This is a genomic window from Aeromonas sp. R2-2 (assembly GCF_040908355.1).
Taxonomy (GTDB): domain Bacteria; phylum Pseudomonadota; class Gammaproteobacteria; order Enterobacterales; family Aeromonadaceae; genus Aeromonas; species Aeromonas veronii.
Map to the genome: position 1 here is coordinate 1 of NZ_JBFODQ010000012.1, position 23,180 is coordinate 23,180.

Annotated in this window: 22 protein-coding genes; 4 read left to right on the plus strand and 18 right to left on the minus strand. The window is 60.3% G+C overall.

Annotated features, from left to right (window positions below; all coding sequences use genetic code 11):
- Nucleotides 1-94: 94 nt before the first annotated feature.
- Both lysS and prfB read right to left on the minus strand, forming a co-directional pair.
- The gene (gene lysS, locus AB5Z09_RS02065; RefSeq protein WP_005335201.1) at nt 95-1,630 is read right to left on the minus strand and encodes a lysine--tRNA ligase; all 1,536 of its coding nucleotides are present in this window, start codon (nt 1,628-1,630) and stop codon (nt 95-97) included.
- Between the two features lie 16 nt (nt 1,631-1,646).
- Nucleotides 1,647-2,745 (minus strand): peptide chain release factor 2 gene (prfB, locus tag AB5Z09_RS02070; protein ID WP_100645262.1). Its coding sequence is split into 2 segments (ribosomal slippage): nt 1,647-2,669 and nt 2,671-2,745, totalling 1,098 coding nucleotides; the frame shifts between segments, so codons are not numbered across the junction.
- A 256-nt stretch (nt 2,746-3,001) separates the two neighbouring features.
- Between prfB and AB5Z09_RS02075 the strand changes: the two genes are divergently transcribed.
- On the plus strand, nt 3,002-4,870 hold the full coding sequence (locus AB5Z09_RS02075) for a methyl-accepting chemotaxis protein (protein WP_368194546.1): 1,869 nt from the start codon (nt 3,002-3,004) through the stop codon (nt 4,868-4,870).
- A gap of 241 nt (nt 4,871-5,111) precedes the next feature.
- On the opposite strand, the gene gltS is transcribed toward AB5Z09_RS02075, so the two are convergent.
- Entirely contained in the window at nt 5,112-6,311 is a 1,200-nt protein-coding gene (gene gltS / locus AB5Z09_RS02080) for a sodium/glutamate symporter (RefSeq protein WP_110302620.1), read from the minus strand.
- A gap of 446 nt (nt 6,312-6,757) precedes the next feature.
- On the opposite strand from gltS, the gene ansA reads away from it, so the two are divergent.
- Complete coding sequence (gene ansA, locus AB5Z09_RS02085) at nt 6,758-7,765, plus strand: asparaginase (protein ID WP_042054747.1); 1,008 nt, start codon at nt 6,758-6,760, stop codon at nt 7,763-7,765.
- Nucleotides 7,766-7,900: 135 nt separating this feature from the next.
- Here the strand turns inward: ansA and AB5Z09_RS02090 are convergent, their stop codons facing one another.
- Nucleotides 7,901-8,194, minus strand: coding sequence for a YeaC family protein (locus AB5Z09_RS02090; protein ID WP_005335194.1), 294 nt, complete (start codon nt 8,192-8,194; stop codon nt 7,901-7,903).
- 71 nt (nt 8,195-8,265) lie between these two features.
- Nucleotides 8,266-9,699, minus strand: coding sequence for a glyceraldehyde-3-phosphate dehydrogenase (locus AB5Z09_RS02095; protein WP_368194525.1), 1,434 nt, complete (start codon nt 9,697-9,699; stop codon nt 8,266-8,268).
- Between the two features lie 211 nt (nt 9,700-9,910).
- On the opposite strand from AB5Z09_RS02095, the gene AB5Z09_RS02100 reads away from it, so the two are divergent.
- Both AB5Z09_RS02100 and AB5Z09_RS02105 read left to right on the plus strand, forming a co-directional pair.
- Nucleotides 9,911-10,711, plus strand: coding sequence for a DUF2989 domain-containing protein (locus AB5Z09_RS02100; protein ID WP_042082765.1), 801 nt, complete (start codon nt 9,911-9,913; stop codon nt 10,709-10,711).
- 7 nt (nt 10,712-10,718) lie between these two features.
- On the plus strand, nt 10,719-11,279 hold the full coding sequence (locus tag AB5Z09_RS02105) for an NUDIX domain-containing protein (RefSeq protein ID WP_042054743.1): 561 nt from the start codon (nt 10,719-10,721) through the stop codon (nt 11,277-11,279).
- A gap of 107 nt (nt 11,280-11,386) precedes the next feature.
- On the opposite strand, the gene lipA is transcribed toward AB5Z09_RS02105, so the two are convergent.
- The 13 genes from lipA to lptE form a co-directional block, all read right to left on the minus strand.
- Entirely contained in the window at nt 11,387-12,352 is a 966-nt protein-coding gene (gene lipA, locus AB5Z09_RS02110; RefSeq protein ID WP_005335190.1) for a lipoyl synthase, read from the minus strand.
- Nucleotides 12,349-13,026 (minus strand): lipoyl(octanoyl) transferase LipB, encoded by a 678-nt coding sequence (lipB, locus tag AB5Z09_RS02115; protein WP_040066806.1) that lies wholly within the window; start codon nt 13,024-13,026, stop codon nt 12,349-12,351. Before lipB ends, lipA begins: the two co-directional genes overlap by 4 nt.
- Before the next feature lie 62 nt (nt 13,027-13,088).
- Complete coding sequence (gene ybeD / locus AB5Z09_RS02120) at nt 13,089-13,352, minus strand: DUF493 family protein YbeD (RefSeq protein ID WP_005335178.1); 264 nt, start codon at nt 13,350-13,352, stop codon at nt 13,089-13,091.
- Nucleotides 13,353-13,644: 292 nt separating this feature from the next.
- The gene (locus tag AB5Z09_RS02125; protein WP_005335176.1) at nt 13,645-14,841 is read right to left on the minus strand and encodes a D-alanyl-D-alanine carboxypeptidase family protein; all 1,197 of its coding nucleotides are present in this window, start codon (nt 14,839-14,841) and stop codon (nt 13,645-13,647) included.
- Nucleotides 14,842-15,027: 186 nt separating this feature from the next.
- The gene (locus AB5Z09_RS02130; RefSeq protein WP_279491241.1) at nt 15,028-16,008 is read right to left on the minus strand and encodes a septal ring lytic transglycosylase RlpA family protein; all 981 of its coding nucleotides are present in this window, start codon (nt 16,006-16,008) and stop codon (nt 15,028-15,030) included.
- Nucleotides 15,950-16,948, minus strand: a complete 999-nt coding sequence (mltB, locus tag AB5Z09_RS02135; protein ID WP_368194526.1) for a lytic murein transglycosylase B — start codon at nt 16,946-16,948, stop codon at nt 15,950-15,952. Before mltB ends, AB5Z09_RS02130 begins: the two co-directional genes overlap by 59 nt.
- Nucleotides 16,948-18,051 (minus strand): rod shape-determining protein RodA, encoded by a 1,104-nt coding sequence (gene rodA, locus AB5Z09_RS02140; RefSeq protein WP_005335170.1) that lies wholly within the window; start codon nt 18,049-18,051, stop codon nt 16,948-16,950. Before rodA ends, mltB begins: the two co-directional genes overlap by 1 nt.
- Entirely contained in the window at nt 18,044-19,966 is a 1,923-nt protein-coding gene (gene mrdA, locus AB5Z09_RS02145) for a penicillin-binding protein 2 (protein WP_005335168.1), read from the minus strand. Before mrdA ends, rodA begins: the two co-directional genes overlap by 8 nt.
- 103 nt (nt 19,967-20,069) lie before the next feature.
- The gene (gene rlmH, locus AB5Z09_RS02150; RefSeq protein ID WP_005335166.1) at nt 20,070-20,537 is read right to left on the minus strand and encodes a 23S rRNA (pseudouridine(1915)-N(3))-methyltransferase RlmH; all 468 of its coding nucleotides are present in this window, start codon (nt 20,535-20,537) and stop codon (nt 20,070-20,072) included.
- Nucleotides 20,538-20,556: 19 nt separating this feature from the next.
- On the minus strand, nt 20,557-20,898 hold the full coding sequence (rsfS, locus tag AB5Z09_RS02155) for a ribosome silencing factor (RefSeq protein ID WP_005335165.1): 342 nt from the start codon (nt 20,896-20,898) through the stop codon (nt 20,557-20,559).
- Between the two features lie 103 nt (nt 20,899-21,001).
- Nucleotides 21,002-21,652, minus strand: a complete 651-nt coding sequence (nadD, locus tag AB5Z09_RS02160) for a nicotinate-nucleotide adenylyltransferase (protein ID WP_368194527.1) — start codon at nt 21,650-21,652, stop codon at nt 21,002-21,004.
- Nucleotides 21,646-22,683, minus strand: a complete 1,038-nt coding sequence (gene holA, locus AB5Z09_RS02165; protein ID WP_042054737.1) for a DNA polymerase III subunit delta — start codon at nt 22,681-22,683, stop codon at nt 21,646-21,648. Before holA ends, nadD begins: the two co-directional genes overlap by 7 nt.
- Complete coding sequence (gene lptE, locus AB5Z09_RS02170; protein WP_151286086.1) at nt 22,683-23,165, minus strand: LPS assembly lipoprotein LptE; 483 nt, start codon at nt 23,163-23,165, stop codon at nt 22,683-22,685. Before lptE ends, holA begins: the two co-directional genes overlap by 1 nt.
- Nucleotides 23,166-23,180 lie beyond the last annotated feature (15 nt).

The following is a 23,180-nucleotide window of genomic DNA, read 5'->3' on the forward strand; positions in this document are numbered from 1 at the left end:
AGCATTATAAAAAAACGCCCCGCTGTGGCGGGGCGTTTTTATGGGCTATCACGCTTGGGATTGACCCAAGGGATTTAGCTGGCTTCTGTGGGCCTTACTTCTGCGGACGCAGGGCCGGGAACAGAATGACGTCACGGATGGTGTGGCTGTTGGTGAACAGCATCACCAGACGGTCGATACCGATACCCTGACCGGCAGTCGGCGGCAGGCCGTGTTCCAGTGCGGTGACGAAGTCTGCGTCGTAGAACATGGCTTCGTCGTCGCCTGCTTCTTTCTGATCAACCTGATCCTGGAAGCGTTTGGCCTGGTCTTCTGCATCATTCAGCTCGGAGAAGCCGTTGGCTAGCTCGCGGCCACCGATGAAGAACTCGAAGCGGTCGGTTACGTCCGGGTTCACGTCGTTGCGGCGGGCCAGCGGAGAAACGGCAGCCGGGTACTCGGTGATGAAGGTCGGTTGCAGCAGCATGTGCTCCACGGTCTCTTCGAAGATCGCGGTGATCACGTGGCCCAGTTCCCAGCCCTTCATCAGCTCGATGTGCAGACGCTTGGCAACGGCCTTGGCGCTCTCGAGGGTAGCCAGATCGTCCAGGGTTACATCCGGGTTGAACTTCAGGATGGACTCGACCATGGTGAGGCGCTGGAACGGCTGACCGAAATCGATGGTCAGACCCTCTTCGCCCTCTTTGGCGTAACGGATCTTGGTGTCGCCCAGAATGTCCTGCGCCAGGGTGCGCAGCAGCTCTTCGGTCAGGTCCATCAGATCGATGTAGTCGGCGTAGGCCATGTAGAACTCGATCATGGTGAACTCGGGGTTGTGACGAACCGAGATACCTTCGTTACGGAAGTTGCGGTTGATCTCGTAGACACGCTCGAAACCACCGACCACCAGACGCTTCAGATAGAGCTCCGGAGCGATACGCAGGTACATGTCGATGTCCAGCGCATTGTGGTGAGTGACGAACGGACGCGCGGAGGCACCACCCGGGATGACTTGCATCATCGGGGTTTCCACTTCCATGAAGCGCTTTTCATTGAAGAATTTACGGATACCGGCAACCACCTGGGTGCGGATCATGAAGGTCTTGCGGGACTCTTCGTTGGCGATCAGATCCAGGTAGCGCTGGCGGCAGCGAGCTTCCTGGTCGGTCAGGCCTTTGTGCTTCTCGGGCAGCGGACGCAGCGCCTTGGTCAGCAGGCGGATATCGGAAACGTGAACGGAGAGCTCACCGGTCTGGGTCTTGAACAGGGTACCTTCGACACCCACGATGTCGCCCAGATCCCACTTCTTGAACTGCTCGTTGTAGAAACCTTCCGGCAGGTCGTCACGGGTGACGTAGACCTGGATCTTGCCGGCCATGTCCTGCAGGGTGGCGAAAGAAGCCTTGCCCATGATCCGGCGGGTCATGATGCGACCGGCAATCTTCACCCGTTTACCTAGGCTCGTCAGCTCCTCGGCGCTTTTGTCGTCGAACTCTGCGTGCAGATCGCCAGAGAGGCTGTCGCGACGGAAGTCGTTGGGGAAAGGATTACCCTGGGCGCGCAGGGCGGCCAGCTTGGAACGACGCTCGGTCATCTCGTTGTTGAGTTCGAGAGTTTGGTCGACTTCCGGAGTGATGGTTTGTTCAGACATGGTGATTCCTGCTTGTTTACAGACCTGATTTCAGGCTGGCTTCGATAAACTTGTCCAAGTCACCGTCGAGCACCGATTGGGTATTACGGGTTTCGACGCCGGTGCGCAGATCCTTGATACGGGAGTCATCCAGCACATAGGAACGGATCTGGCTGCCCCAACCGATATCAGACTTGGTCTCTTCCAGGGCTTGTTTCTCAGCGTTCTGCTTCTGAATTTCCAGCTCGTAGAGCTTGGCTTTCAGCTGCTTCATACACTGGTCTTTGTTTTTGTGCTGGGAACGGTCGTTCTGGCACTGTACCACGACACCGGTCGGAACGTGGGTAATACGCACCGCGGATTCGGTTCGGTTAACGTGCTGACCACCGGCACCGGAGGCACGGTAGACGTCGATCCGCAGATCCGCCGGGTTGATCTCGATATCGATATCGTCGTCGATCTCGGGGTAGACGAACACAGAACAGAAGGAGGTGTGACGACGGCCACCGGAATCGAACGGGGACTTGCGAACCAGACGGTGTACGCCGGTTTCGGTACGCAGCCAGCCGAATGCATATTCGCCGGTGAACTTGATGGTGGCGGATTTGATGCCAGCCACGTCGCCTTCGGAGCATTCAATCAGCTCGGGCTTGTAGCCGTGGGCATCGCCCCAGCGCAGGTACATGCGCAGTACCATGTTGGCCCAATCCTGCGCTTCGGTACCACCGGAGCCGGACTGGATGTCGATATAGCAGTCGGAGCCGTCGTGCTGACCGGAGAACATGCGGCGGAACTCGAGATCCACCAGCTTGGCTTCCAGCTGTTCGGATTCGGCGATGGCTTCGTTGAAGGTCTCTTCGTCTTCCCCTTCCACGGCCAGGCTCACCAGCATCTCGACGTCATCCACGCCCTGGGTCAGGGTGTCGATGGTGCCGACCACGTTTTCCAGCGCAACGCGCTCTTTGCCCAGCGCCTGTGCGCGCTCGGGTTCATTCCATACGTCCGGCTGTTCCAGCTCGGCGTTGACCTCTTCTAGACGCTCTTTCTTGGCGTCATAGTCAAAGGTACCCCCTAAGAAGCTCGGTCCGCTCAGACAGCTCCTTAAGTTTATTTAATACGGGATTAACTTCGAACATCGTGAAAACTCTCAGGGTCGATGTGATTTAAAAACGGGATATTCTAGCCAATTGTGGAAGGAATAAACAGGGTTGCCTTGGCTTGTGCGGCTCATGCCGTCAATTTCTGGTGCACTTTTCTCCACCTCGGTAGAAAATATCGCCCGCAGACCCATTTTCAGGTTCAGTTTTGGCCATTCGGGTCGCTAATGACTACGTGTAGTGTTGTGCAATTTAGGGAAAAACCCGCTCCTCACCTCAATAAGAAGAACACATGATGAAAAACCTGTCACTCAAGCAGAAGATACTGTTGTCAGTGGTGATCGCCCTTTCGTTGGTGATTTTGTTGCTCTCCTGGCAGAGCTATAGCAGCCAGAAATCCCTGTTGCTGCAAGGCAGCCAGGAGCAGTTGCAACGGCTGGGTACCCAGCAGGCCGAGCGTGTCAGCGACTGGCTCGCAGCCCGTCGCGACGTGATCCAGGCGCTCGGCAACAAGGCCGGTGCCGACCCCCTCAATGCCTTGCAACAGGCACAAGTCTCCGGCCGTTTCCAGCTCACCTATTTCGGTGAGAGCAGCGGCAAGATGAATGACTCCGATCCCTCCATCAACCGCGATGGCTACGACCCGCGCTCCCGCGGCTGGTATCAGGAGGCGATGAGCAAAGGTGGCCTGATTGTCACCAAACCCTATCTCGATGTGGCTTACAACATCATGGTGGTGACCCTGGCCCAGCCGGTTTCTGGCGGGGTAGTCGGTGGTGACCTCTCCATCGCCTCGCTAGTGGAAGACGTGACCAAGATGCAGCTGCCTGCCGACGGTTTCGCCATCATGATGCACAAGGATGGCACCATCATCGCCTACAAGGATGCCGCCAAGGCGATGAAACCGGCCAGCGAGATCGACAACGATCTGACCAACGCGCTGATCGAGCAGAGCAAGTCGAGCAAGGATCTGGTACCAGCTTATTTTGACAGCGAAGGTCGCGACAAGCTGCTGTGGGCGGTTGATATCCCCGACACAGACTGGGAACTGGTGCTGGTGCTGGACAAGGCCGCGCTGGAAGCGCCGCTCTCCTCTCTGCTGATGACCCAGCTGGGGATGGCGCTGCTGGTGCTGGTGGGTAGCATCCTCGCTATCTCCTGGCTGGTCAGCATGCTGCTTGGCCCGCTCACCAAGGTCTCCCAGGCACTGGCCCGCATTGCCGATGGTAACGGCGATCTGACCCAGCGCATCAAGATCGACGCCAACGACGAAGTGGGCCAACTGGCCAACAGCTTCAACCGTTTCGTCGGTAGCCAGCATCAGCTGATCGGCAATATCCGTCAGCTGGCCAACGAGTTGAACGCCGATGCCGAGCGCAGTCTGGTGACCAACCAGGCCGCGGTGGACGAGCTGCAGCGTCAGCAGCAGGAGGTGACCATGGTCGCCACGGCAGTCACCGAGATGGCAAGCGCCACCATGGAGATCGCCGGCAACGCCGAGAACACCGCCGCCGCTGCCCAGCAATCTGCCCAGAGCAGCGAGCAGGGCAAGATGCTGGTCAACAAGACTCGCCAGTCCATCAATGGTCTGGCCGAAGAGGTGGGGCAGGCGACCGAGGTGATCGGCGAGCTGAGCCGCCACGCGCAGGCCATCACCAGCATTCTCTCCACCATTCAGGGGATTGCCGAACAGACCAACCTGCTGGCACTGAACGCAGCCATCGAAGCGGCTCGCGCCGGTGAGCAGGGTCGTGGTTTTGCGGTGGTCGCTGACGAGGTGCGGGTGCTGTCGCGCCGTACTCAGGACTCCACCCAGCAGATCCAGTCCACCATCGAGACACTGCAACAGACCACTGCCCGCGCGGTGAGCCTGATGCAGACCAGTCAGGGACTGGCGGACAACAGCGTGCAGGATGCCGATCAGGCGGTGCGCGCGCTGGAAGAGATCACCAGCGCCATCTCCCTCATCTCCGACATGGCGGGTCAGATCGCCACTGCCGCCGAGGAGCAGACCCAGGTGACCGGCGAGATCACCCAGAACACCACCGCCATCAAGGATGTGAGTGACGAGATCACCGCCGCCATGCGCGATCTGGATCAGGCCCACAGCCTCAAAGGGCGTGCTGCTGACCTGAACCAGCAGGTGTCGACCTTTATCCTGTAAGGTGCAACTCACGGCCTGTTCCGGCTGAGATAAACAAGCCCCGCCCTCTGTCGAGTGCGGGGCTTTTTGTTGTTCGGAGGGAGTGCGGGCTTGGTGATTTCGGGCTGTCTAGGTTGCTCGCTGGTCACCCTGGTGGCGGATACGTGCCCCGGCTCTGCCTGCGTCAGCTGGCGAGTAGAGAACAAACAAAGAGCCCACCGAAAGGTGGGCTCTGATTCATATACGTCTGACGGAAAGGGAATTACAGGAATGGCATTGCCATAAACAGCTTGATCACCATGGCGTTGATGATGTCAATAAAGAAGGCGCCCACCATGGGCACCACCAGAAACGCCAGGTGGGAGGGACCGAAGCGCTGGGTGATGGCCTGCATGTTGGCAATCGCGGTTGGGGTGGCCCCGAGGCCAAAGCCGCAGTGACCTGCCGCCAGCACGGCCGCATCGTAATTTTTGCCCATCACCCGGAAGGTGACGAAGATGGCGTAGAGCGCCATCGCCACGGTCTGGGCGGCCAGCAGGATGAAGATGGGCAGCGCCAGGCTGGCCAGATCCCACAGTTTCAGGCTCATCAGCGCCATGGCGAGGAACAGCGACAGGCTGACGTTGCCCAGTAGGGAGACTTCTCGATCGCTCACCTCATGCCAGTTCAGCAGGGTCAGGACGTTGCGCAGCAGCACGCCGACAAACAGCACGCAGACAAAGATCGGCAGCTCGAAGGCGCCCCCTTTGAGCGAGGCCGAGAGCAGCTCGCCGCCCTTGAGGCTGATGGCGATCAGCGCCAGCGTCTCGATGACGCTGAAAGTGGTGAGGGGGCGCTCCATATCCGGCATTTCGAAGCCCTGGGGGGCTTCATCCTGATTGTGCTCTTCACCGGGCACCTGCACTTTCTTCACCAGATAGCGAGCGACCGGGCCACCAATCAGGCCGCCCAGCACCAGACCGAAGGTGGCACAGGCGATGGCGAGTTCGGCAGCGGATTGCACGCCGTACTTCTCGGAGAAGGTCGCACTCCAGGCCGCCCCGGTGCCGTGGCCGCCGGAGAGAGTGATGGAGCCTGCCAGCAGCCCCATGTGGGGATCCAGACCGAGCAGGGTCGCCAGACCGACGCCCAGACTGTTTTGTACCAGCAGCAGGCCGGTGACCACCATCAGGAAGGTAACCACCGCCTTGCCGCCGCGTTTCAGGCTGGCGAGATCGGCGGAGAGACCGATGGAGGCGAAGAAGGCCAGCATCAGCGGGGTTTGCAGGCTGGTATCAAATTGCAGCTCTATCTGCAGGGTGGAGCGCAGCAGCAGCAGTACCAGCGCGACCACCAGGCCGCCGGCTACCGGTTTGGGGATGTTGAAGGTACGCAGCAGCCCGACTCGGGTAACCAACACCCGGCCAAGCAGCAATACCAGAGTGGCAGCGACCAGCGTTGCGTAGGAATCAAGTTGTAACATTCAGTACTCCCATGTTGATTGGCTGTGTCTTTCATAGCAAAAGACTTACAGATTCAGCCGGGATGAAAACAGTGTGGCTTATGTGCCAGCAAAGAAGGGGAAACATCTCCCCGCCCCAGGAAAGATGGGGCTTGTGCGGGCCTGAAATGCTCAGGCATCCAGATGAGATTTTAGTAAAATCCGGCGGATTGTAGCAAAAAGCATCATTTAATTCCATCTTTGTCGTATTAATGCTCGTTTTAGTGGTTTATTGTGACATTTAACACTATGTAGGTAGAGGGCAGAAAAGCCGAAAAGGGTGCATGGAACGGCTGTCATTTAGGGCGCCAGTCTCTATAATTCGCCGGTTTCCGCTGCACGCAGAGGCGATGGCGGGCGTTGACATTGTGGTTCACCCCGACATGGTTCATGTTCCGGTGGTGTTCACTTCATCAAGAGGAGAGGGTGTGAAGAAGTCTATCTACATTGCCTACACAGGCGGCACCATTGGGATGCAGCGTTCCGATCACGGCTACGTGCCGATGGCGGGCTTTATGGAAGACTGTCTGGCGCGGATGCCCGAGTTCCACCGCCCCGAGATGCCGGATTACCATATCCACGAATATGCCCCCCTCATCGACTCCTCCGACATGACCCCGGCGGATTGGCAGCGTATCGCCGAGGATATTCGCGACAACTACGAGAAATACGATGGCTTTGTGATCCTGCATGGCACCGACACCATGTCGTTCACCGCCTCGGCGCTCTCCTTCATGCTGGAAGACCTGCACAAGCCGGTCATCATCACCGGCTCCCAGATCCCGCTGGCCGAGCTGCGCTCCGACGGTCAGCAGAACCTGCTCAACGCCCTCTATATCGCGGCCAACTACCCGATCCACGAGGTGACGCTGTTCTTCAACAATCAGCTCTATCGCGGCAACCGCAGCAAGAAGGTGCACGCCGATGGTTTCCACGCCTTCGACTCCCCCAACTATCCGCCGCTGCTCAATGCCGGGATCGCCATCTCGCTGGAAGCGGGTGAGCTGGGTGTGCCCTCCGCGCGGCCGCTGGTGCTGCACGACATCACTCCCCAGCCCATCGGCGTGGTGACCCTCTATCCGGGTATCTCCAGCGAGGTGATCGCCAACATCCTGCAACAGCCGGTGAAGGCGCTGATCCTGCTGTCATTCGGGGTCGGCAATGCGCCGCAAAACCCGGCCATGCTGGCGCTGCTCTCCGAGGCTTCGGCCCGCGGCGTCATCATCGTCAACCTGAGCCAGTGCCTGCACGGCAAGGTCAATATGGGGGGCTATGCGACCGGCAACGCCCTGTCGCGGGCCGGGGTGATCTCGGGCTTTGACATGACCGCCGAGGCAGCACTCACCAAGCTGCACTTCCTGCTGAGTCAGGACTTGCCATCCCACCGCATTCGCGAGCTGATGCAGCAGTCGCTGCGCGGGGAGCTGACCCCCTGATAACCCTCGCGGTAGGGTGCAATAAGCGCAGCGCATTGCACCGATGACGAGGGGTGATAAGTTAGGAAAAAAGAGGGGAGCCATCATGGCTCCCCTCTCTGTTGTGGCCGCAGCGAGCGGCCTGCCGGGTAAGACTCAGTGGTTGAGGTCGACCCGCACTATCTCTTCCTCGTCGCGATACTGACGCTTGAGCTCGCTCTTGCTCTTCATCACGATCTCGCCGTCACGACCGATGTTCATGTGCTCGGGATTGTCGAGATGCATCGCCTGCCAGGCCATCACGGCTTGCAGGGAGGTGGCCTTCTGCTCGTCGGTGAGGGGCTTGCCATCGGGCCACTTGCCCAGCTCGACAGCGGTTTTGAGCCGCTCATACACCTCTTCGGGCATCTGCCTGATAGCTTGCAAAAACTCACCCTGTTGAAACGACATTTGGCCTCTCCTTGAACTATTGAGCCATAAACAGCGGGATCTGATGGGCCATGCAGGTAGACCCTATCGGTCTATGCCGGCAGATCCTGGCGGACTACGCCAGCCATCTGCTCCATCACCCGCACTACCTGACAACTGTACCCGAACTCGTTGTCATACCATACGTAGAGCACACAGTGATCCCCTTCGGCGATGGTCGCCTGGGAGTCGACGATGCCCGCATAACGGGAACCTACCATGTCGGAGGAGACCAGCTCGGTGCTGGCGCTGAAGTCAATCTGGCGGTGCAGGGCCGAGCTTAACGCCATCTGCTGCAGATAGGCGTTGAGGCTCTCCCGATCGGTGGCCTGCTCCAGCGACAGATTGATAATCGCCAGCGACACATTGGGGGTCGGCACCCGGATGGCGTTGCCGGTCAGCTTGCCCTTGAGCTCGGGCAGCGCCTTGGCCACCGCCTTGGCGGCGCCGGTGCTGGTCATCACCATATTGAGAGCTGCGCTGCGACCGCGGCGCTCGCCTTTGTGGTAGTTGTCGATGAGGTTCTGATCGTTGGTGTAGGAGTGGACCGTCTCCACGTGGCCGTGGTGGATGCCGAACCGCTCCTGCATCACCTTGAGCACCGGGGTGATGGCGTTGGTGGTACAGGAGGCGGCGGAGATGATCCTGTCACCCGGGCCTATCACCTCATGGTTGACCCCGAACACCACGTTCTTCATCTCCCCCTTGCCGGGAGCGGTCAGCAGCACCTTGCCAGCACCGCGCGCTTTCAGGTGCTCGGAGAGGCCTGCCTCGTCACGCCATACCCCGGTGTTGTCGACGATCAACGCATCGTGAATGCCGTAGGCTGTGTAGTCGATGTCGGCCGGGCTATTGGCGTAGATCACCTGAATGAAGGTGCCGTTGGCAATGATGGCGCTGCGCTCCACATCCACCTCGATGGAGCCATTGAAGGGGCCGTGCACCGAGTCGCGGCGCAGCAGGCTGGCGCGTTTCTCCAGATCCCCGTCGCGACCACCGCGTACCACGATGGCGCGCAGACGCAGCGGATTGGCAGCGCCGGTGCGCTCGATCAGCAGGCGGGCCAGCAGGCGGCCGATGCGGCCAAAGCCGTAGAGCACCACGTCGGTCGGCTGCGGCATCTGGCTGCGGCCAAGGGCCGGTGCCAGTCGCGCTTGCAGATAGTCCTCGATCCCCGCTTCATCCTGATGATCCTGCCAGTAGCCAACTGCCAGCTTGCCAAGGTCAACCTCGGCGGCGGTGGGTTTGAGGGCAACGATGGCCTGAAGCAGGGGGAAGCTTTGCTGGATGGGGAGGGGAGTGCCCTGGTGGCGGCGGACGACCCGGTGGGCCTTGAGGATATCGATGGTGGAGGCGTTTTGCAGCGGGCGGCCGTAGAGGGTGATCTCGACCCCTTGTTGTCGGTAGAGGCGACCAATCAAGGGCTGCATGGCTTCGGCGAGCTCCTGGCTCTCCTGCCACGCTTGCAAGTAGTGCTCGTGGGTCATTGACCAGATCCTTTATTTCACGTTGTTGGTGTAAATAGAAAATTCGTCGAATGCAGATCAGGGTAGGGGTGTATATTTCGTTATATTATTCTGCAATCGCGGCCTTATATGGCGCGCGCATTGTAATGGATATGTAACCGGCTTGCTAGCCGGAGGTGGCCCGTAAAGGCGCCAGTTGTTACCAACCCGCGTTACCAACAAGATGTGAACCATGGCCAATTTCCCCCTGCGACAGACCTTCATCATGCTTTCCGTCGGCCTTGCCGTGGCTGGCTGCAATGACGACCGGATCCACAACATCTGTGGCAATCATCCCGAGCTCTGCCAGGATCTGGTGGACGATGGCTGGTGTCGCTACGAGCGTACCGATGTGATCCGCAGTCGCTTCTATCTCAAGGAGGAGGGGACGGATCGGCGCAAGTACGAGCTGATGCGTAACCTTGAGCGCTATCTCAAATGTGCCGAGCGCTCCACCAGCATTGAGTACAAGAATGCCCGCGAGCAGAAGAGCCCACGGGTAGAGGGAATGCTGGCGGCCGGGGATCAGTTGGCCCAGCTCGATGCCGCGACCCGCAATTCACAAGATCCCTACCTGCTGCTCTGGCACTGGACCAACAACACCAACGAGCTGGCTCGCCAGCAGTTTATGGCTCTGGAAGGCACCAAGGCGCTGGATGAACCCGAGCTGCAACTGGCGCTCGGCGGTATCTACGCCAAGAGCGACCCGGAAAAGGCCATCGCCACCCTGCAGCATGGCCTATCCCTCTATCAGGAGGGGGACAAGGTCAACAGCCGCATGTTCACCTCCCTCAGCACCCTCTATATGGGTCAGAAACAGTACGGGTTGGCCTATCTGTGGGGCAAGGTGAGCGAGTCGTTTCAGGATAGCCCCGAGGTCTCAGCCAAGCGTTTTGGCATCTACCACACCCTGAGCAAGACAGAGCAGGATGGTTACGATGTGCGGGCTGCCGAAATTGTCGAGCAGCTAAAGCATGGCAACTACCGGCCCTGATGCAGTGATGACGACGTTCTCTCCGGCCAGCTGCTGGCCCAATCCGTTCGATCTCTCTTTCGTTCATGGCGAGGTACGTACCGATGGCCGCACTCTGGAGCGCCTCACGGTGCGTGCCGTGGTGCCCCGTGGCGACGAGCTGCTGCTGGTCCACTCCCGGGTCAACGGCGATCTGATGTTCCCCGGGGGCGGCATTGAAGCGGGGGAGAGCCACCATGTGGCGCTGGCCCGCGAGCTGCTGGAGGAGTGCGGTGCCGAGCTGCGGGAAGTGGGGGGACTGCTTGGCGAGACCCGTGAATATCGCGCCGCCCGCGAGCCGGGGTTCGATGCCTACTGCATCCGCTCGCTCTACTACTTGTGCCGGATTGGCGATCAGCTGGTGGCCCCGCAGCCGCAGCCCTACGAGATCCGCCTCGGTTTTGTGCCCGGCTGGTTTGCCCTCGACGAAGCGCTGCAGACCAACAAGACCCAGCTGGCGGGGCCCTGTCCCCAGTGGACGGCGCGAGAGACCCGGGTGCTGGCCCAGCTGCAACGCTGGCATCAGCAGGGGATCTTCGACCACGGTTGATGAGTACATCAAGCTGCAACTGTCTGTGATATCAATAAAAAGAGCGCCAATAGGCGCTCTTTTTCATTGCGAGGGAGGAAGTTATTTGGCCTCCCTGTCGTACGAGATCATTTGACCTCTTCGCCCTTGGCTTGCAGATCAGCATGGTAGGAGGAGCGAACGAAAGGACCACAGGCGGCGTGGGTAAAGCCCAGCTCCATGGCGACATCTTTCAGCTCGTCAAACTCTGCGGGCGGCACGTAGCGCTTGACCGGCAGGTGGTGGCGGCTCGGCTGCAGATATTGACCCAGGGTCAGCATGTTGACGCCGTGGGCGCGCAGATCCTTGAGTACCTCGACGATCTCTTCGTTGGTCTCGCCAAGGCCCATCATCAGACCGGACTTGGTCGGCACGTGGGGGTGCATCTCCTTGATGCGGCGCAGCAGCTCCAGCGACCACTTGTAGTCGGCACCCGGGCGGGCGACGCGATACATGCGCGGCGCGGTTTCCAGGTTGTGGTTGAAGACGTCCGGCGGGGTCTCGCGGAACACCTCCAGCGCTTGCTCCATCCGGCCACGGAAGTCCGGAGTCAGGATCTCGATGCGGGTCTGCGGGCTGTGCTCGCGGATCTCGCGGATGCAGTCGGCGAAGTGCTGGGCACCGCCGTCGCGCAGATCGTCGCGGTCCACCGAGGTGATCACCACATACTTGAGGTTCATCTCTTTGATGGTCAGCGCCAGCTTCTTCGGCTCTTCCGGATCGAGTGCCAGCGGGCGGCCGTGGGCCACGTCGCAGAAGGGGCAGCGACGGGTGCAGATGGCGCCCATGATCATGAAGGTGGCGGTGCCGTGGTTGAAGCACTCCGCCAGATTGGGGCAGGAGGCCTCTTCACACACCGAGTGCAGCTTGTTCTTGCGCAAGGTGCTCTTGATGTGTTCGATCTTCTGGCTGGAGGGGGGCAGCTTGATCCGCATCCAGTCCGGCTTGCGAAGGAGTTCTTCGTTGGGATCCGGCATGAATTTCACCGGGATCAGGGCCATCTTGTCGCCATCGCGCAGCTTGACGCCCGGCTCCATACGAACGGGTTTGCTCATGATTCACTCTCGGTGTTTGTTATTGTTTGATAGCCAATCAGGCGGGCCAGTTCGGCCACCAGAATGGATTGCGCCTCGGCCACGCTTTGCGGGCCGCCCAGGGCGCTGGTCTGGGTCATGGCCATGCCCGCATAGCCGCACGGATTGATGTGCAGGAAGGGGGTCATGTCCATGTTGATATTGAGTGCCAGCCCGTGGAACGAGCACCCCTTGCGGATGCGCAGACCCAGCGAGGCCAGTTTTGCCTCCATGCCAAGGTCATTTTTCACATAGACCCCGGGGGCATCGGCCTTGGCATAAGCCTGGATATCGCTTTTGGCGAGGGTATTGATGATGGCTGTCTCCAGCGCGGTCACCAGCTCGCGAACCGAGAATTTGCAGCGGCGGACATCCACCAGTACGTAGAGCACCAGCTGGCCCGGGCCGTGATAGGTCACCTGACCGCCGCGATCGCTCTGCACCACCGGGATATTGCCCGGATTGAGCAGGTGTTCGGCCTTGCCGGCCTGGCCCTGGGTGTAGACGGGATCGTGCTCGACCACCCAGAACTCGTCCGGGGTGTCGCTGGTGCGGTTGTCGGTGAAGGCTTTCATGGCGTCCCATACCGGCTGGTAGGGGCGGCGACCCAGCTGCCTGACAATCAGGCTGGACTGGGCGGGGATCTGGGATGACATGGCGTCCTCGCGGCGTGCTGCGGCCAAAAACAGTCGCCCCGCAGAACGGGGCGAGAGAGAAATTACAGTACGTATTTCACCAGCTCGATCTTGCCAAGGGCGTGGTACATCGCTTCGATGTGCTCTTTGCTCTGGGCAGTCACGGTCACGCGGACCGAGTGGTAGTTGCCCTTGGAGCTGGGCTGGACTGTCGGGCTGTAAGTGCCGGGTGCGTGCTGCTGCAGCACTTCAACCACCATTTCCGGCAGTGCCGGGTCGGCAACGCCGAGTACCTTGAACGGGAATTTGCAGGGAAACTCCAGCAGTTCATCAAACTTGGTATTCATTTACTCACCTTTTGCGTCATCACCGGGATGACTTCATCTTGGATGGCTAGTGGCCGATGGCCCGTGGAGGCCGCCATTTCAAGTCTATATGGGCACGGCTCATAACTATATGGGCGCTGCCCGGACCGGGATCAAGGCCAGGATCGGTCAGACAAGGATGGAAGTGCTGCTTTTTACCACAAATCAGGGTAAGGCGGAACCTGCAGTTTACAGGGTTATTCACTGCTTTTGTCCGTCACAGACAGCAGCGGCGCCTGTTGGCGCCGCTGTTTGGTGAGGATTGTGCGTTGGATTACTTGAACCAGCTGGTGACCAGCAGTACCAGGTAGTCCCACAGACGGCTCATCAAGCCACCTTCCTGCACCTCTTCCAGGGCAACCAGCGGCACCTGCTTGATCTCTTTGTCACCCTGTTTCAGGAACACGGTACCGACGCGCTGACCCTTGGCCAGCGGCGCTTTCAGCTCGCTGTCGAGCTGGAAGTCAGCCTTCAGGTTGTTGCCTTGACCGCGGGTGACCAGCACGGAGACATCTTTGTCGACGCCCAGTTTCACTTCCGGTTTGTCGCCCATCCAGATCTTCTGGGTGACCAGCTCGGTGCCTGCCTTGTACGGGGTCAGGCTCTGGAAGAAGCGGAAGCCATAGGTGAGCAGTTTTTTGCTCTCGGCGGCGCGGGAGGCTTCGCTGCTGGCGCCCAGTACCACGGCGATCAGGCGCATGCCTTCGTTGTTGGTGGCAGAGGAGACCAGGTTATAGCCGACCTGGCTGACGTGGCCGGTCTTGATGCCATCCACCTGCAGGGATTGATCCCACAGCAGGCGGTTGCGGTTGTGCTGAGTGATGCCGTTGAACACGAAGGATTTCTGGGAGTAGATCTTGTACTCCTCCGGCAGGTCGCGGATCAGCGCCTGACCCAGACGGGCCATGTCGTGAGCGGTACTGTAGTGACCTTCCGCATCCAGACCGTGCGGGTTCATGAAGTGGCTGTCATTCATGCCGAGCTTGGCGGCCCAGCTGTTCATCAGGCTGGCGAAGGAGTCGGTGCTGCCTGCCAGGAACTCGGCCATGGCGACACAGGCGTCGTTGCCGGACTGGATGATGATGCCCTTGTTGAGATCATCGACGGAGACCTGCTTGCCCACCTCGATAAACATCTTGGAGGAGTCGGAGTAGTTCTTGGACCAGGCGTTCTGGCTGATGGTCACCATGTCGGTGCGCTTGATGTTCCCCTTCAGCAGCTCCTGGCCGATGATGTAGGAGGTCATCATCTTGGTCAGACTGGCGGGCGGCAGACGCTCTTCGGCGTTCTGCTCGGCCAGCACCTGGCCGGAGTAGTAATCGATCAGAATATGGGCCTTGGCGGAGATCTCCGGCGCGGCGGGAACCACCATGGGCATGGCATTCGGGGTCGGTGTCGGCACCGGCGTATTGGCCTGGGCGGTTACGCTGATCAGTGAGGCCAGAAGAACTGAACGGGCAAATTTGGACATCTTGAAATTCCTGCGAGCCAGATGGGGATAAAATGCGGGCCTAACTATACCAGATGCGCCCGCAGGTTATAGCCCGAGATGGCGATCAGAACTGGTTTTTTATCCATCACTCCCTGTCATCACGCCATAAAACGACGTGATGACAGTGAGTAAGCGGTTAGTCACATCCGCAGCAAAGGCGGGCGATCAGGGCACGATAAAGGCCTGTTCCAGCCCGCCCTGACGTACTTTTTCCAGCACACTTGCCTGCTGGTCGGCGGCGACCGGGCCAATCAGCACCCGGAAAATGGCGCCATGAGCATCGATCCGGTAAGGCACGCCGTAACGCTGGGTCATCACCTTGCCCATTGCCTCGGCCCGATCCCGGGAGCCGCTGGCCAGTACCTGGATCATCTTGCCATCCCCACTGCTGGCAGGCGCTGCGGCCTTGGCCGGAGCTGACTTGACCGGTGCCGCTTTGGCGGGATTGGCCGCGGGCGCCTTGACTGGAGCGGGTTCGGCAGCGGGAGTGGCCATCGCCAGTGCGGTCGGTTCACCCAGGAAGCCATCTTGCGACAGCGTGTTGGAGGCCGCAGCCGGAGTGGTCGGGGTCATCTCGATGGGCTTCATCGGCTCCATGATCACCATCTGATCCGGGGTGTCGCTGATCAGCTCCAGCCGTACTCGGGCCTCACCGCTGTCGACCATCTCCAGCTGCTTGGCCGCTGCGTAGGAGAGGTCGATCAGACGCGGGCTGTTGAAGGGACCGCGATCGTTGATCCGCACAATGGTCTCCAGCCCGTTGTCCAGATTGGTGACCCGCACATAGCTCGGGATGGGCAGGTTGCGGTGGGCGGCGCTGAACAGCTTGCTGTCCAGCACATCGCCGTTGGCGGTCTTCTGGCCGTCCAGATCCGGCGACAACCAGCTGGCGGTGCCCTCTTCGCTGTAGTGTTTGATGTCGCGCCACACCTCGTGCTTCTGCTTGCCGATCCAGTAGTCCCGGTTGCCGCTGGCACTCAGGGGCTCGGGGCGCGGAATTGCGCCGGTGGCTTGCGGGATCTCGATAACGGGTGGCTTGCTGACCGGTGCTTGCGGCTCGACGGGGGCGCTCTGTTCCGGCTGGCTGCTACAGGCGGCCAGCAACAAGCTCAGGCTGAGCGGGAGGAGTTTGTGACGAAGATGCATACGCTTCCTGAATGGCTTGGCTAAGTTGATACACCGCCATCGCATAGAGTGGGCTGCGATTGTAACGGGTGATCACATAAAAGTTATGCCGTGCGACCCAGTATTCCGGTCCATCGGCTTGGGCAAACGCCAGTAACTTGACCGGCGTCTGTGGGGCCAGCGGCGTGGCGAGCTCAATCCCTGCCGCCGCCAGTTCTGACCACTGTTGTGTTAACTCGGGCTCAGGCCTGAGTAGAGGTTCGACTGCCATCAACCCGATCTGGGCCGGTTCCACCATGGATTCGCCCCAGCGCCACTGGTGGCTGGCAAAATAGTTGGCCACGCTGCCGATGGCATCGACCGGGTTGGCAAACAGATCCCGCTTGCCATCCCCGTCAAAGTCGACGGCATAGTGGCGATAGCTGGAGGGCATGAACTGCCCCATCCCCATGGCGCCGGCATAGGAGCCCTTGAGGGTATCGAGTTGCCACCCTTCCTCTTTGGCCAGCACCACCAGCTGGGCAAACTCCTTGGCAAAGAAGTCGGCCCGCTCGGGGTAGTGAAATCCCAGGGTGTAGAGGCTATCGAGCACCGGATGACGGCCCATCTGGCGACCGTAGAAGGTCTCGACTCCGATGATGGCCACGATGAGCGAGGCGGGCACCCGATAGGTCTGCTCCGCGCGGGCCAGTGTCTCGGCATGTTGCTGCCAGAACTGCTGGCCATCACGGATGCGATCCGGGGTAACAAACAGCGGCCGGTAGCGATGCCAGGGTTTGGCCTCCCACGGCTTGCTGATGGTGTCGAGCACCTCTTGGCGCAACTGGGCGCGGGCGACCGCGGCCTGCAGCTCCGCCAGCGGCACCTGCTGCTGTTCGGCGAGCAGGGCCAATCGATCCGGCGACACGGCGGCGGTCGCCATCGTGGTGACGAGATAAATCAGCAATCCAACCCGTCTCATCAGGCGAGCAGTCTTCTATGAGTCTGGATGGACATCAGTATGCCAAAGCCGGCCATCAGGGTCACCATGGAGGTGCCGCCATAACTCACCAGCGGCAGGGGCACCCCCACCACCGGCAGGATGCCGCTCACCATGCCCATGTTGACGAACACATAGACGAAGAAGGTGAGGGTGATGGCGCCGCCCAGTAGTCGCTCGAAGCTGTTCTGGGCCTGCATCGAGATAAACAGGCAGCGACTGATGACGTAGAGGTAGAGCACCAGCAGCAGGGCAACCCCCACCAGACCGAACTCCTCGCTGAATACCGCGAAGATAAAGTCGGTATGCCGTTCTGGTAAAAACTCAAGCTGGGACTGGGTCCCTTGCAGCCACCCCTTGCCAAAGACGCCGCCGGAGCCGATGGCAATCTTGGACTGGATGATGTGATAGCCTCGCCCGAGCGGGTCTTTCTCCGGGTCGAGCAGCATCAACACCCGCTGGCGCTGGTAGTCGTGCATCAGGAAGAACCAGAGCACTGGCATAAAGGCCAGCATCAGCAGGACCGCCAAGCCGATCAGCCACCAGCTGAGCCCCGCCAGGAAGATGACGAAGAAGCCGGAGGCGGCCACCAGAATGGAGGTGCCAAGGTCAGGCTGCGCGGCGATCAGCAGGGTGGGCAGCAGCACCATGATGAGGGCGATCACCACATGGCTGAACTTGGGGGGCAGCGAGTGGCGACTGAGCCAGGCTGCCACCATGATCGGCATGGAGAGCTTCATCACCTCGGAGGGCTGGAACTTCATAAAGCCCAGATCGAGCCAGCGTTGTGCCCCCTTGCCGATGTGGCCGAACACGTCCACCGCAATCAGCATCAGCACCACCACGGCGAATAGCGGCACCGACCAGCGGGCGTAGAGGGAGGGGGGCAGCTGGGCCAGGCCGATCATCAGAGCAAAGGCGAGACCGCCGCGCACCAGCTGGCGCACGATGGAGTCCATATCCTGACCGGAGGCGGAGTAGAGCACCACCATGGAGAGGGTCATCACGGCCAGCAGACCGAGCAGCAGGGGCAAGTCGATATGCAGCTTGTACCAGATGCTCTGCTGGCGGGCAGAATTACTCATTGGGAGCGACCTCACTCGGTTGGGACGGCTTTTCCGGTGCCGGTGGCAGTTGCGGATCAGGGGGCAGCAGATAGGCATCCAGCATTTGGCGTGCAATGGGCGATGCAGCTCGACCACCGCCACCTCCGATGGAGTTTTCCAGTACCAGAGCTACCACCGCTTTGGGCGCCTCGAAGGGGGCATAAGCAACGAACAAAGCGTTATCGCGATGTTCCGCCTTGACCGTCTTGATGTTGTAAACCTGATTTTCCTTCAAACCGACTACCTGGGCTGTGCCCGATTTGCCGCCTGAGGAGTAAGGCGCCTTGGCAAACGAGTGACGGCCACTGCCTTCACTGCCATGGTTGACTCGCCACATCCCATCCTGCGCCACTTTCCAGAAGCTGTCGTTCTTGAGCTTGAGGGCGATATTGGGGTTGATGGGGGCATCGACCACCCCCGCCTGGGAGGCGGTGCTCTTGAGCAGGTGCGGGGTGACGTCGTGACCATTCTGGGTCAGGATGCTGATCGCCTTGGCTAGTTGGAGCGGGGTGGCGCTCCAGTAGCCCTGACCGATACCGACAGAGATGGTGTCACCCTGATACCAGGGCTGGCGCCAACGGGCCATCTTCCAGTCACGGGACGGCATGACACCCTTGGTCTCTTCATAGAGATCGACCCCTGTGTACTGACCGAAGCCAAACTTGGTCATGTAGCTGTGGATCTTGTCGATGCCGACTCGATAGGCGAGATCGTAGAAGTAGGTATCTGCCGAGACCTCGATGGCGCGATAGACGTCGAGCCAGCCATGACCCCAGCGGCGCCAGTCGCGAAACTTCTTGGTGGTACCGGGAATGGAGAAGCTCGGGCCGCCGAAATAGCGGTAGCCCGGGGTAATGGCCCCCTCGTTGAGACCCATGATGGACATCATGGGCTTGACGGTGGAGGCAGGGGCATAAATGCCCTGAGTGGTGCGGTTCACCAGCGGCCGCGCCGGATCGTTGAGTAGCGCCGAGTAGTTGGCGCTGGAGATACCGGTCACGAACAGGTTGGGGTCATAGCTCGGGCTCGACTCCAGGGCCAGGATGGCGCCGGTTTTCGGGTCCATCATCACGATGGCTCCGCGCTGGCCAGCCAGCAGTTGCTGGGCCTTGAGCTGCATCCGGACGTCGATATTGAGGTAGATATCCTTGCCCGGAATAGGTGGCTGGAACTTGAGGGTGCGGACAATCCGGCCGCGGTTGTTCACCTCGACCTCCTGATAGCCCGCCACACCGTGCAGCTCATCCTCGTAATACTTCTCCACCCCCTGCTTGCCGATATCCTTGGTGGCCGCGTAGTTGGCGAGTTTTTCTTCCTTCTCGAGGCGCTCTACGTCACGGGTGTTGATCTTGGCCACATAGCCCAAAGCGTGGGTGAGGGTGTCACCAAACGGGTAGTAGCGCTTGAGGTAGGCCTCGATGCTGGCGCCCGGGTAGTTATGCTGGTTGACCGAGAAGAGGGCCACCTGATACTCGGTCAGCTTCTCGTAGAGGGCGACCGGCTTGAAGCGGCGCTGGCGCTTCACTTCGGCGAGGAACTTCTCCTTGGTGCCCTCCGGCAGACCCAGCAGGGTGATCAGCTGGTCGGCGGTTTTTTCGAGATCCTTGGTCTCTTCCGGCACAATTTCCAGACTGTAGACCGGGCGGTTTTCCGCCAGCAGCACACCGTTGGTGTCATAGATGAGGCCCCGTGGCGGTGCCACCGGCACCACGCGGATGCGGTTGGAGTTGGAGCGAGTCTGGTAGGTGTCGTAGGACTCGACCTGCAGATAATAGAGATTGCCCAGCAGCACCAGCATCAGCACGACGATGCCGATGTAGGCTACCAGGGTGCGCCGGAAGAACAGATTGCCCTCGGCACTGTGATCGCGCATTTCGATGCGTTGTTTCAGCATGCCTTTACCTCAAGACCCTTGGGGGCAATAAGAGCAGGAACTGCATTGTTCACTCTCTGTGATATGGGTGAATATGAGAGGTGAGACTCCAGAGACGCATGGCTCACTCTCTATGATACGGATGATTGGTGGTGATGCTCCAGGCCCGATAGAGGCTCTCTGCCACCAGCACCCGCACCAGCGGATGGGGCAGGGTGAGCGGTGACAGTGACCAGCTCTGTTCAGCGGCAGCCTTGCACTCGGGGGACAAGCCTTCCGGCCCGCCTACCAGCAGCGCGACATCGCGGCCATCGAGTTTCCACGCCTCCAGCTGGGTAGCCAGCTGCTCCGTGGTCCAGGGCTTGCCCGGAATATCGAGGGTGACGATGCGCGAGCGCCCCGCAGCCGCCAGCATGGCTTCCCCTTCCTTCTGCAGGATGCGGGGAATGTCGGCATTTTTGCCCCGTTTGCCAGCGCCGATCTCGACGAGTTCAAACGGCATGTCTTTGGGGAAGCGGCGACGATACTCTTCGAAGCCATGCTCTACCCAGGCGGGCATCTTGGTGCCCACCGCAATCAACTGGATCTTCATGGTCGTTACACTTGTGCTCTTATTGCGTATTCATTTGAGCGGCACCGCTCCACAGCTTTTCCAGTTGGTAGAAGTCACGATGTTCATCCTGCATCACATGCACGATCACCGAGCCCATATCTACCAGCACCCATTCACCGCTCAGTTGCCCTTCCACGCTCAGCAGATCCAGACCCGCGTGGCGGGCTTCGCTGGCCAGATGGTGGGCAATGGCGCTGACGTGACGACTTGAGTTGCCGGAACAGATGATCATGGTGTCAGTAATGCTGGATTTGCCGCGTACATCGAGGGTGATGATGTCGCGGCCTTTCATGTCATCGATCTTGTCGATGATAAAGGCATGCAATTCTTGGCCTTGCAATGAGTCTCTCCTGTATTCCGGCACGCAGCGTTTGCGTCAGGGCGGCGGATTATATCATGGTCACTCCCGTTTCCCATCGGGTGGGGCGGGATTACGACAGGGGCTAGCGGCGGTTGGCGCGGTAGAGCCCCTGTTGATCAATATAGTGCGCAACCGACTCGGGCAAGAGGTAGCGGGTGTCTTGCCCCCCATCCAGCAAGGCCCGCAGTCGGGTGGCTGACAGTTCGATGGGCTGGTTGTCCGCCAGCCAGATATGACCGGCCAGACGCTGATGCAGCGCGTTGGCATCCGCGGTGTGATGGCGCGCCAGCAGCTGCGCCACCTCGGTCGGATAATCCGGTTGCCAGCCCGGCCGCACGCTCACCACCAGATGGGCATGGTCGAGCAGCTCCTGCCAGCGGTGCCAGCTTGGCAGGCTCAGCAGGGAATCCATCCCCATCAGAAAACAGAGCGGCGTATCGGGCAGTTCACGACGCAGCTCGATAAGGGTCTCGATGGTGTAAGAGGGCTTGTCCCGTCTCAGCTCCCGCTCATCTACCACAAAGTGGTGGTTCTCTGCCGCCGCCAGTTTGACCATGGCGAGGCGCTGTTCGCTTGAGCAGAACGGATTGGCACGGTGGGGCGGGATATGGTTCGGGATCAGCCGCATTTCGGCCAGCCCGAGAGCATCGCGCGCCTCGATGGCCGGGCGCAGATGGCCGATATGGATAGGATCGAACGTGCCTCCCAGCAGGCCAATGGGCGCTTTCAGCACGGGCTGCTCTCCATCACCAGCGGCAGCGGGGTGCCATCACGAAAGCCGAGGGCAATGGTCTGCAGCATCAGCCACGCCTGTTCGGTATCGAAGCGGCGCTGGGCATCGTCCAGCTGGGCCATCAGTTGCCACAGTTGCTGCAACTTGGCAAACGGCAGGCGGGTCAGTGCTTGCTGAATGAGCTGCTGGCGGCTCTGCCAGATGCGCAGGCGGCTGAAGTGCTCCCCCAGCGGCTGGCCGTTGCGCATCGCCAACGACAGCTCGGTCAGCTGCTCCAGCTCGCGGCAGAGGGTCCAGGCCAGCATCCCTGGCTCGGTACCTTCGGCCCGCAGGGCGGCCAGAATGCGCTGGGCCCGGTTCACCTTGCCCTCCAGCAGGGTATCGACCAGCTGAAACGGGGTGAAGTGGGCGTGGCGGATAATGGTCTCTTGCAGATAGGTGACGCTGATGGGCTGGGGCGGCGAGAGCAGGGTCAGCTTCTCGATCTCCTGACTGGCGGCCAGCAGGTTGCCCTCGTAGGAGTGGCACATGAAGTTGATGGCATCCGGCAGCGCCTTGAGGCCGAAACGCGCAAAGCGGGCGCTCATCCAGCGCGGGAAAAACTTGGGCTCCGGATGGTTGACCGGCACATAGGTGCCAATCTGGTAGAGCTTGTCGAACCAGGCCGCCTTCATCTGGGTCTGGTTGAGGCGACCGCCACTCAGTACCAGCAGCAGGTCGGGATGAAGCTGCTTGCCAATTTCGCTGATGCGGGCAGCGAGATCCTTGTCCACCTTGGCGGGCAGCTCCAGCTCGATGATCTGACGGGCGGAGAAGAGGCTCATGGCCTGACAGGCATCGTAGACCTGATTCCAGTCCAGCCCCTGTTCCACCACGAAGGTGTGGCGCTCATCGAAACCCTGCTTGCGGGCGACCTGACGGATGGCATCGATGGCCTCCAGTCGCAGCAGGGGCTCGTCGCCAAAAACGAGATAGCAGGGCCGAAGCCCTGCTTTGAGGTGGTCACCAAATTGTTCCGGGTAGATCCGCATCAGAAGCTGACCTGACTCAACTGACGGATCACCTGATTGGCCGCCTGCTCCTGCATTTCGCGGTTGAGCTGCTCCTGCTCACGGGAGGAGGCGAGCGCTGCATCCGGCTTGTTGAGGAAGCTGCGGTTGAAGTTGATGGGGAAGACCTGAGTCGGCTTGCCCGGTACCGAGATGGTGAACTGGGTACCAAAGCCCAGCACATATTCGGTGTCCGTCCCCAGTGCGTTGACCGAGGCGACCTGACTGGTGCTGCCTACGCCGGCCAGAGTGAGCACCGGAATGCCCTCCTTGTCGGCCAAGGTCACGCCAGAGGCCTTCAGACGGGTGGTAACCATCCGGTAGAAGTCGCTCTTGTTGTCGCCCACGACCTTCATGGTCATCAGCTCGCTCGGAATGCCGTTGCCGCGCATGTGAAAGCCGCAGCCTTGCAGCAGCAGACCAGCCAGCACGATGGCCATCCAGCGGGTGAAGATGGTGCCCATAGAAAATCCTCTTTG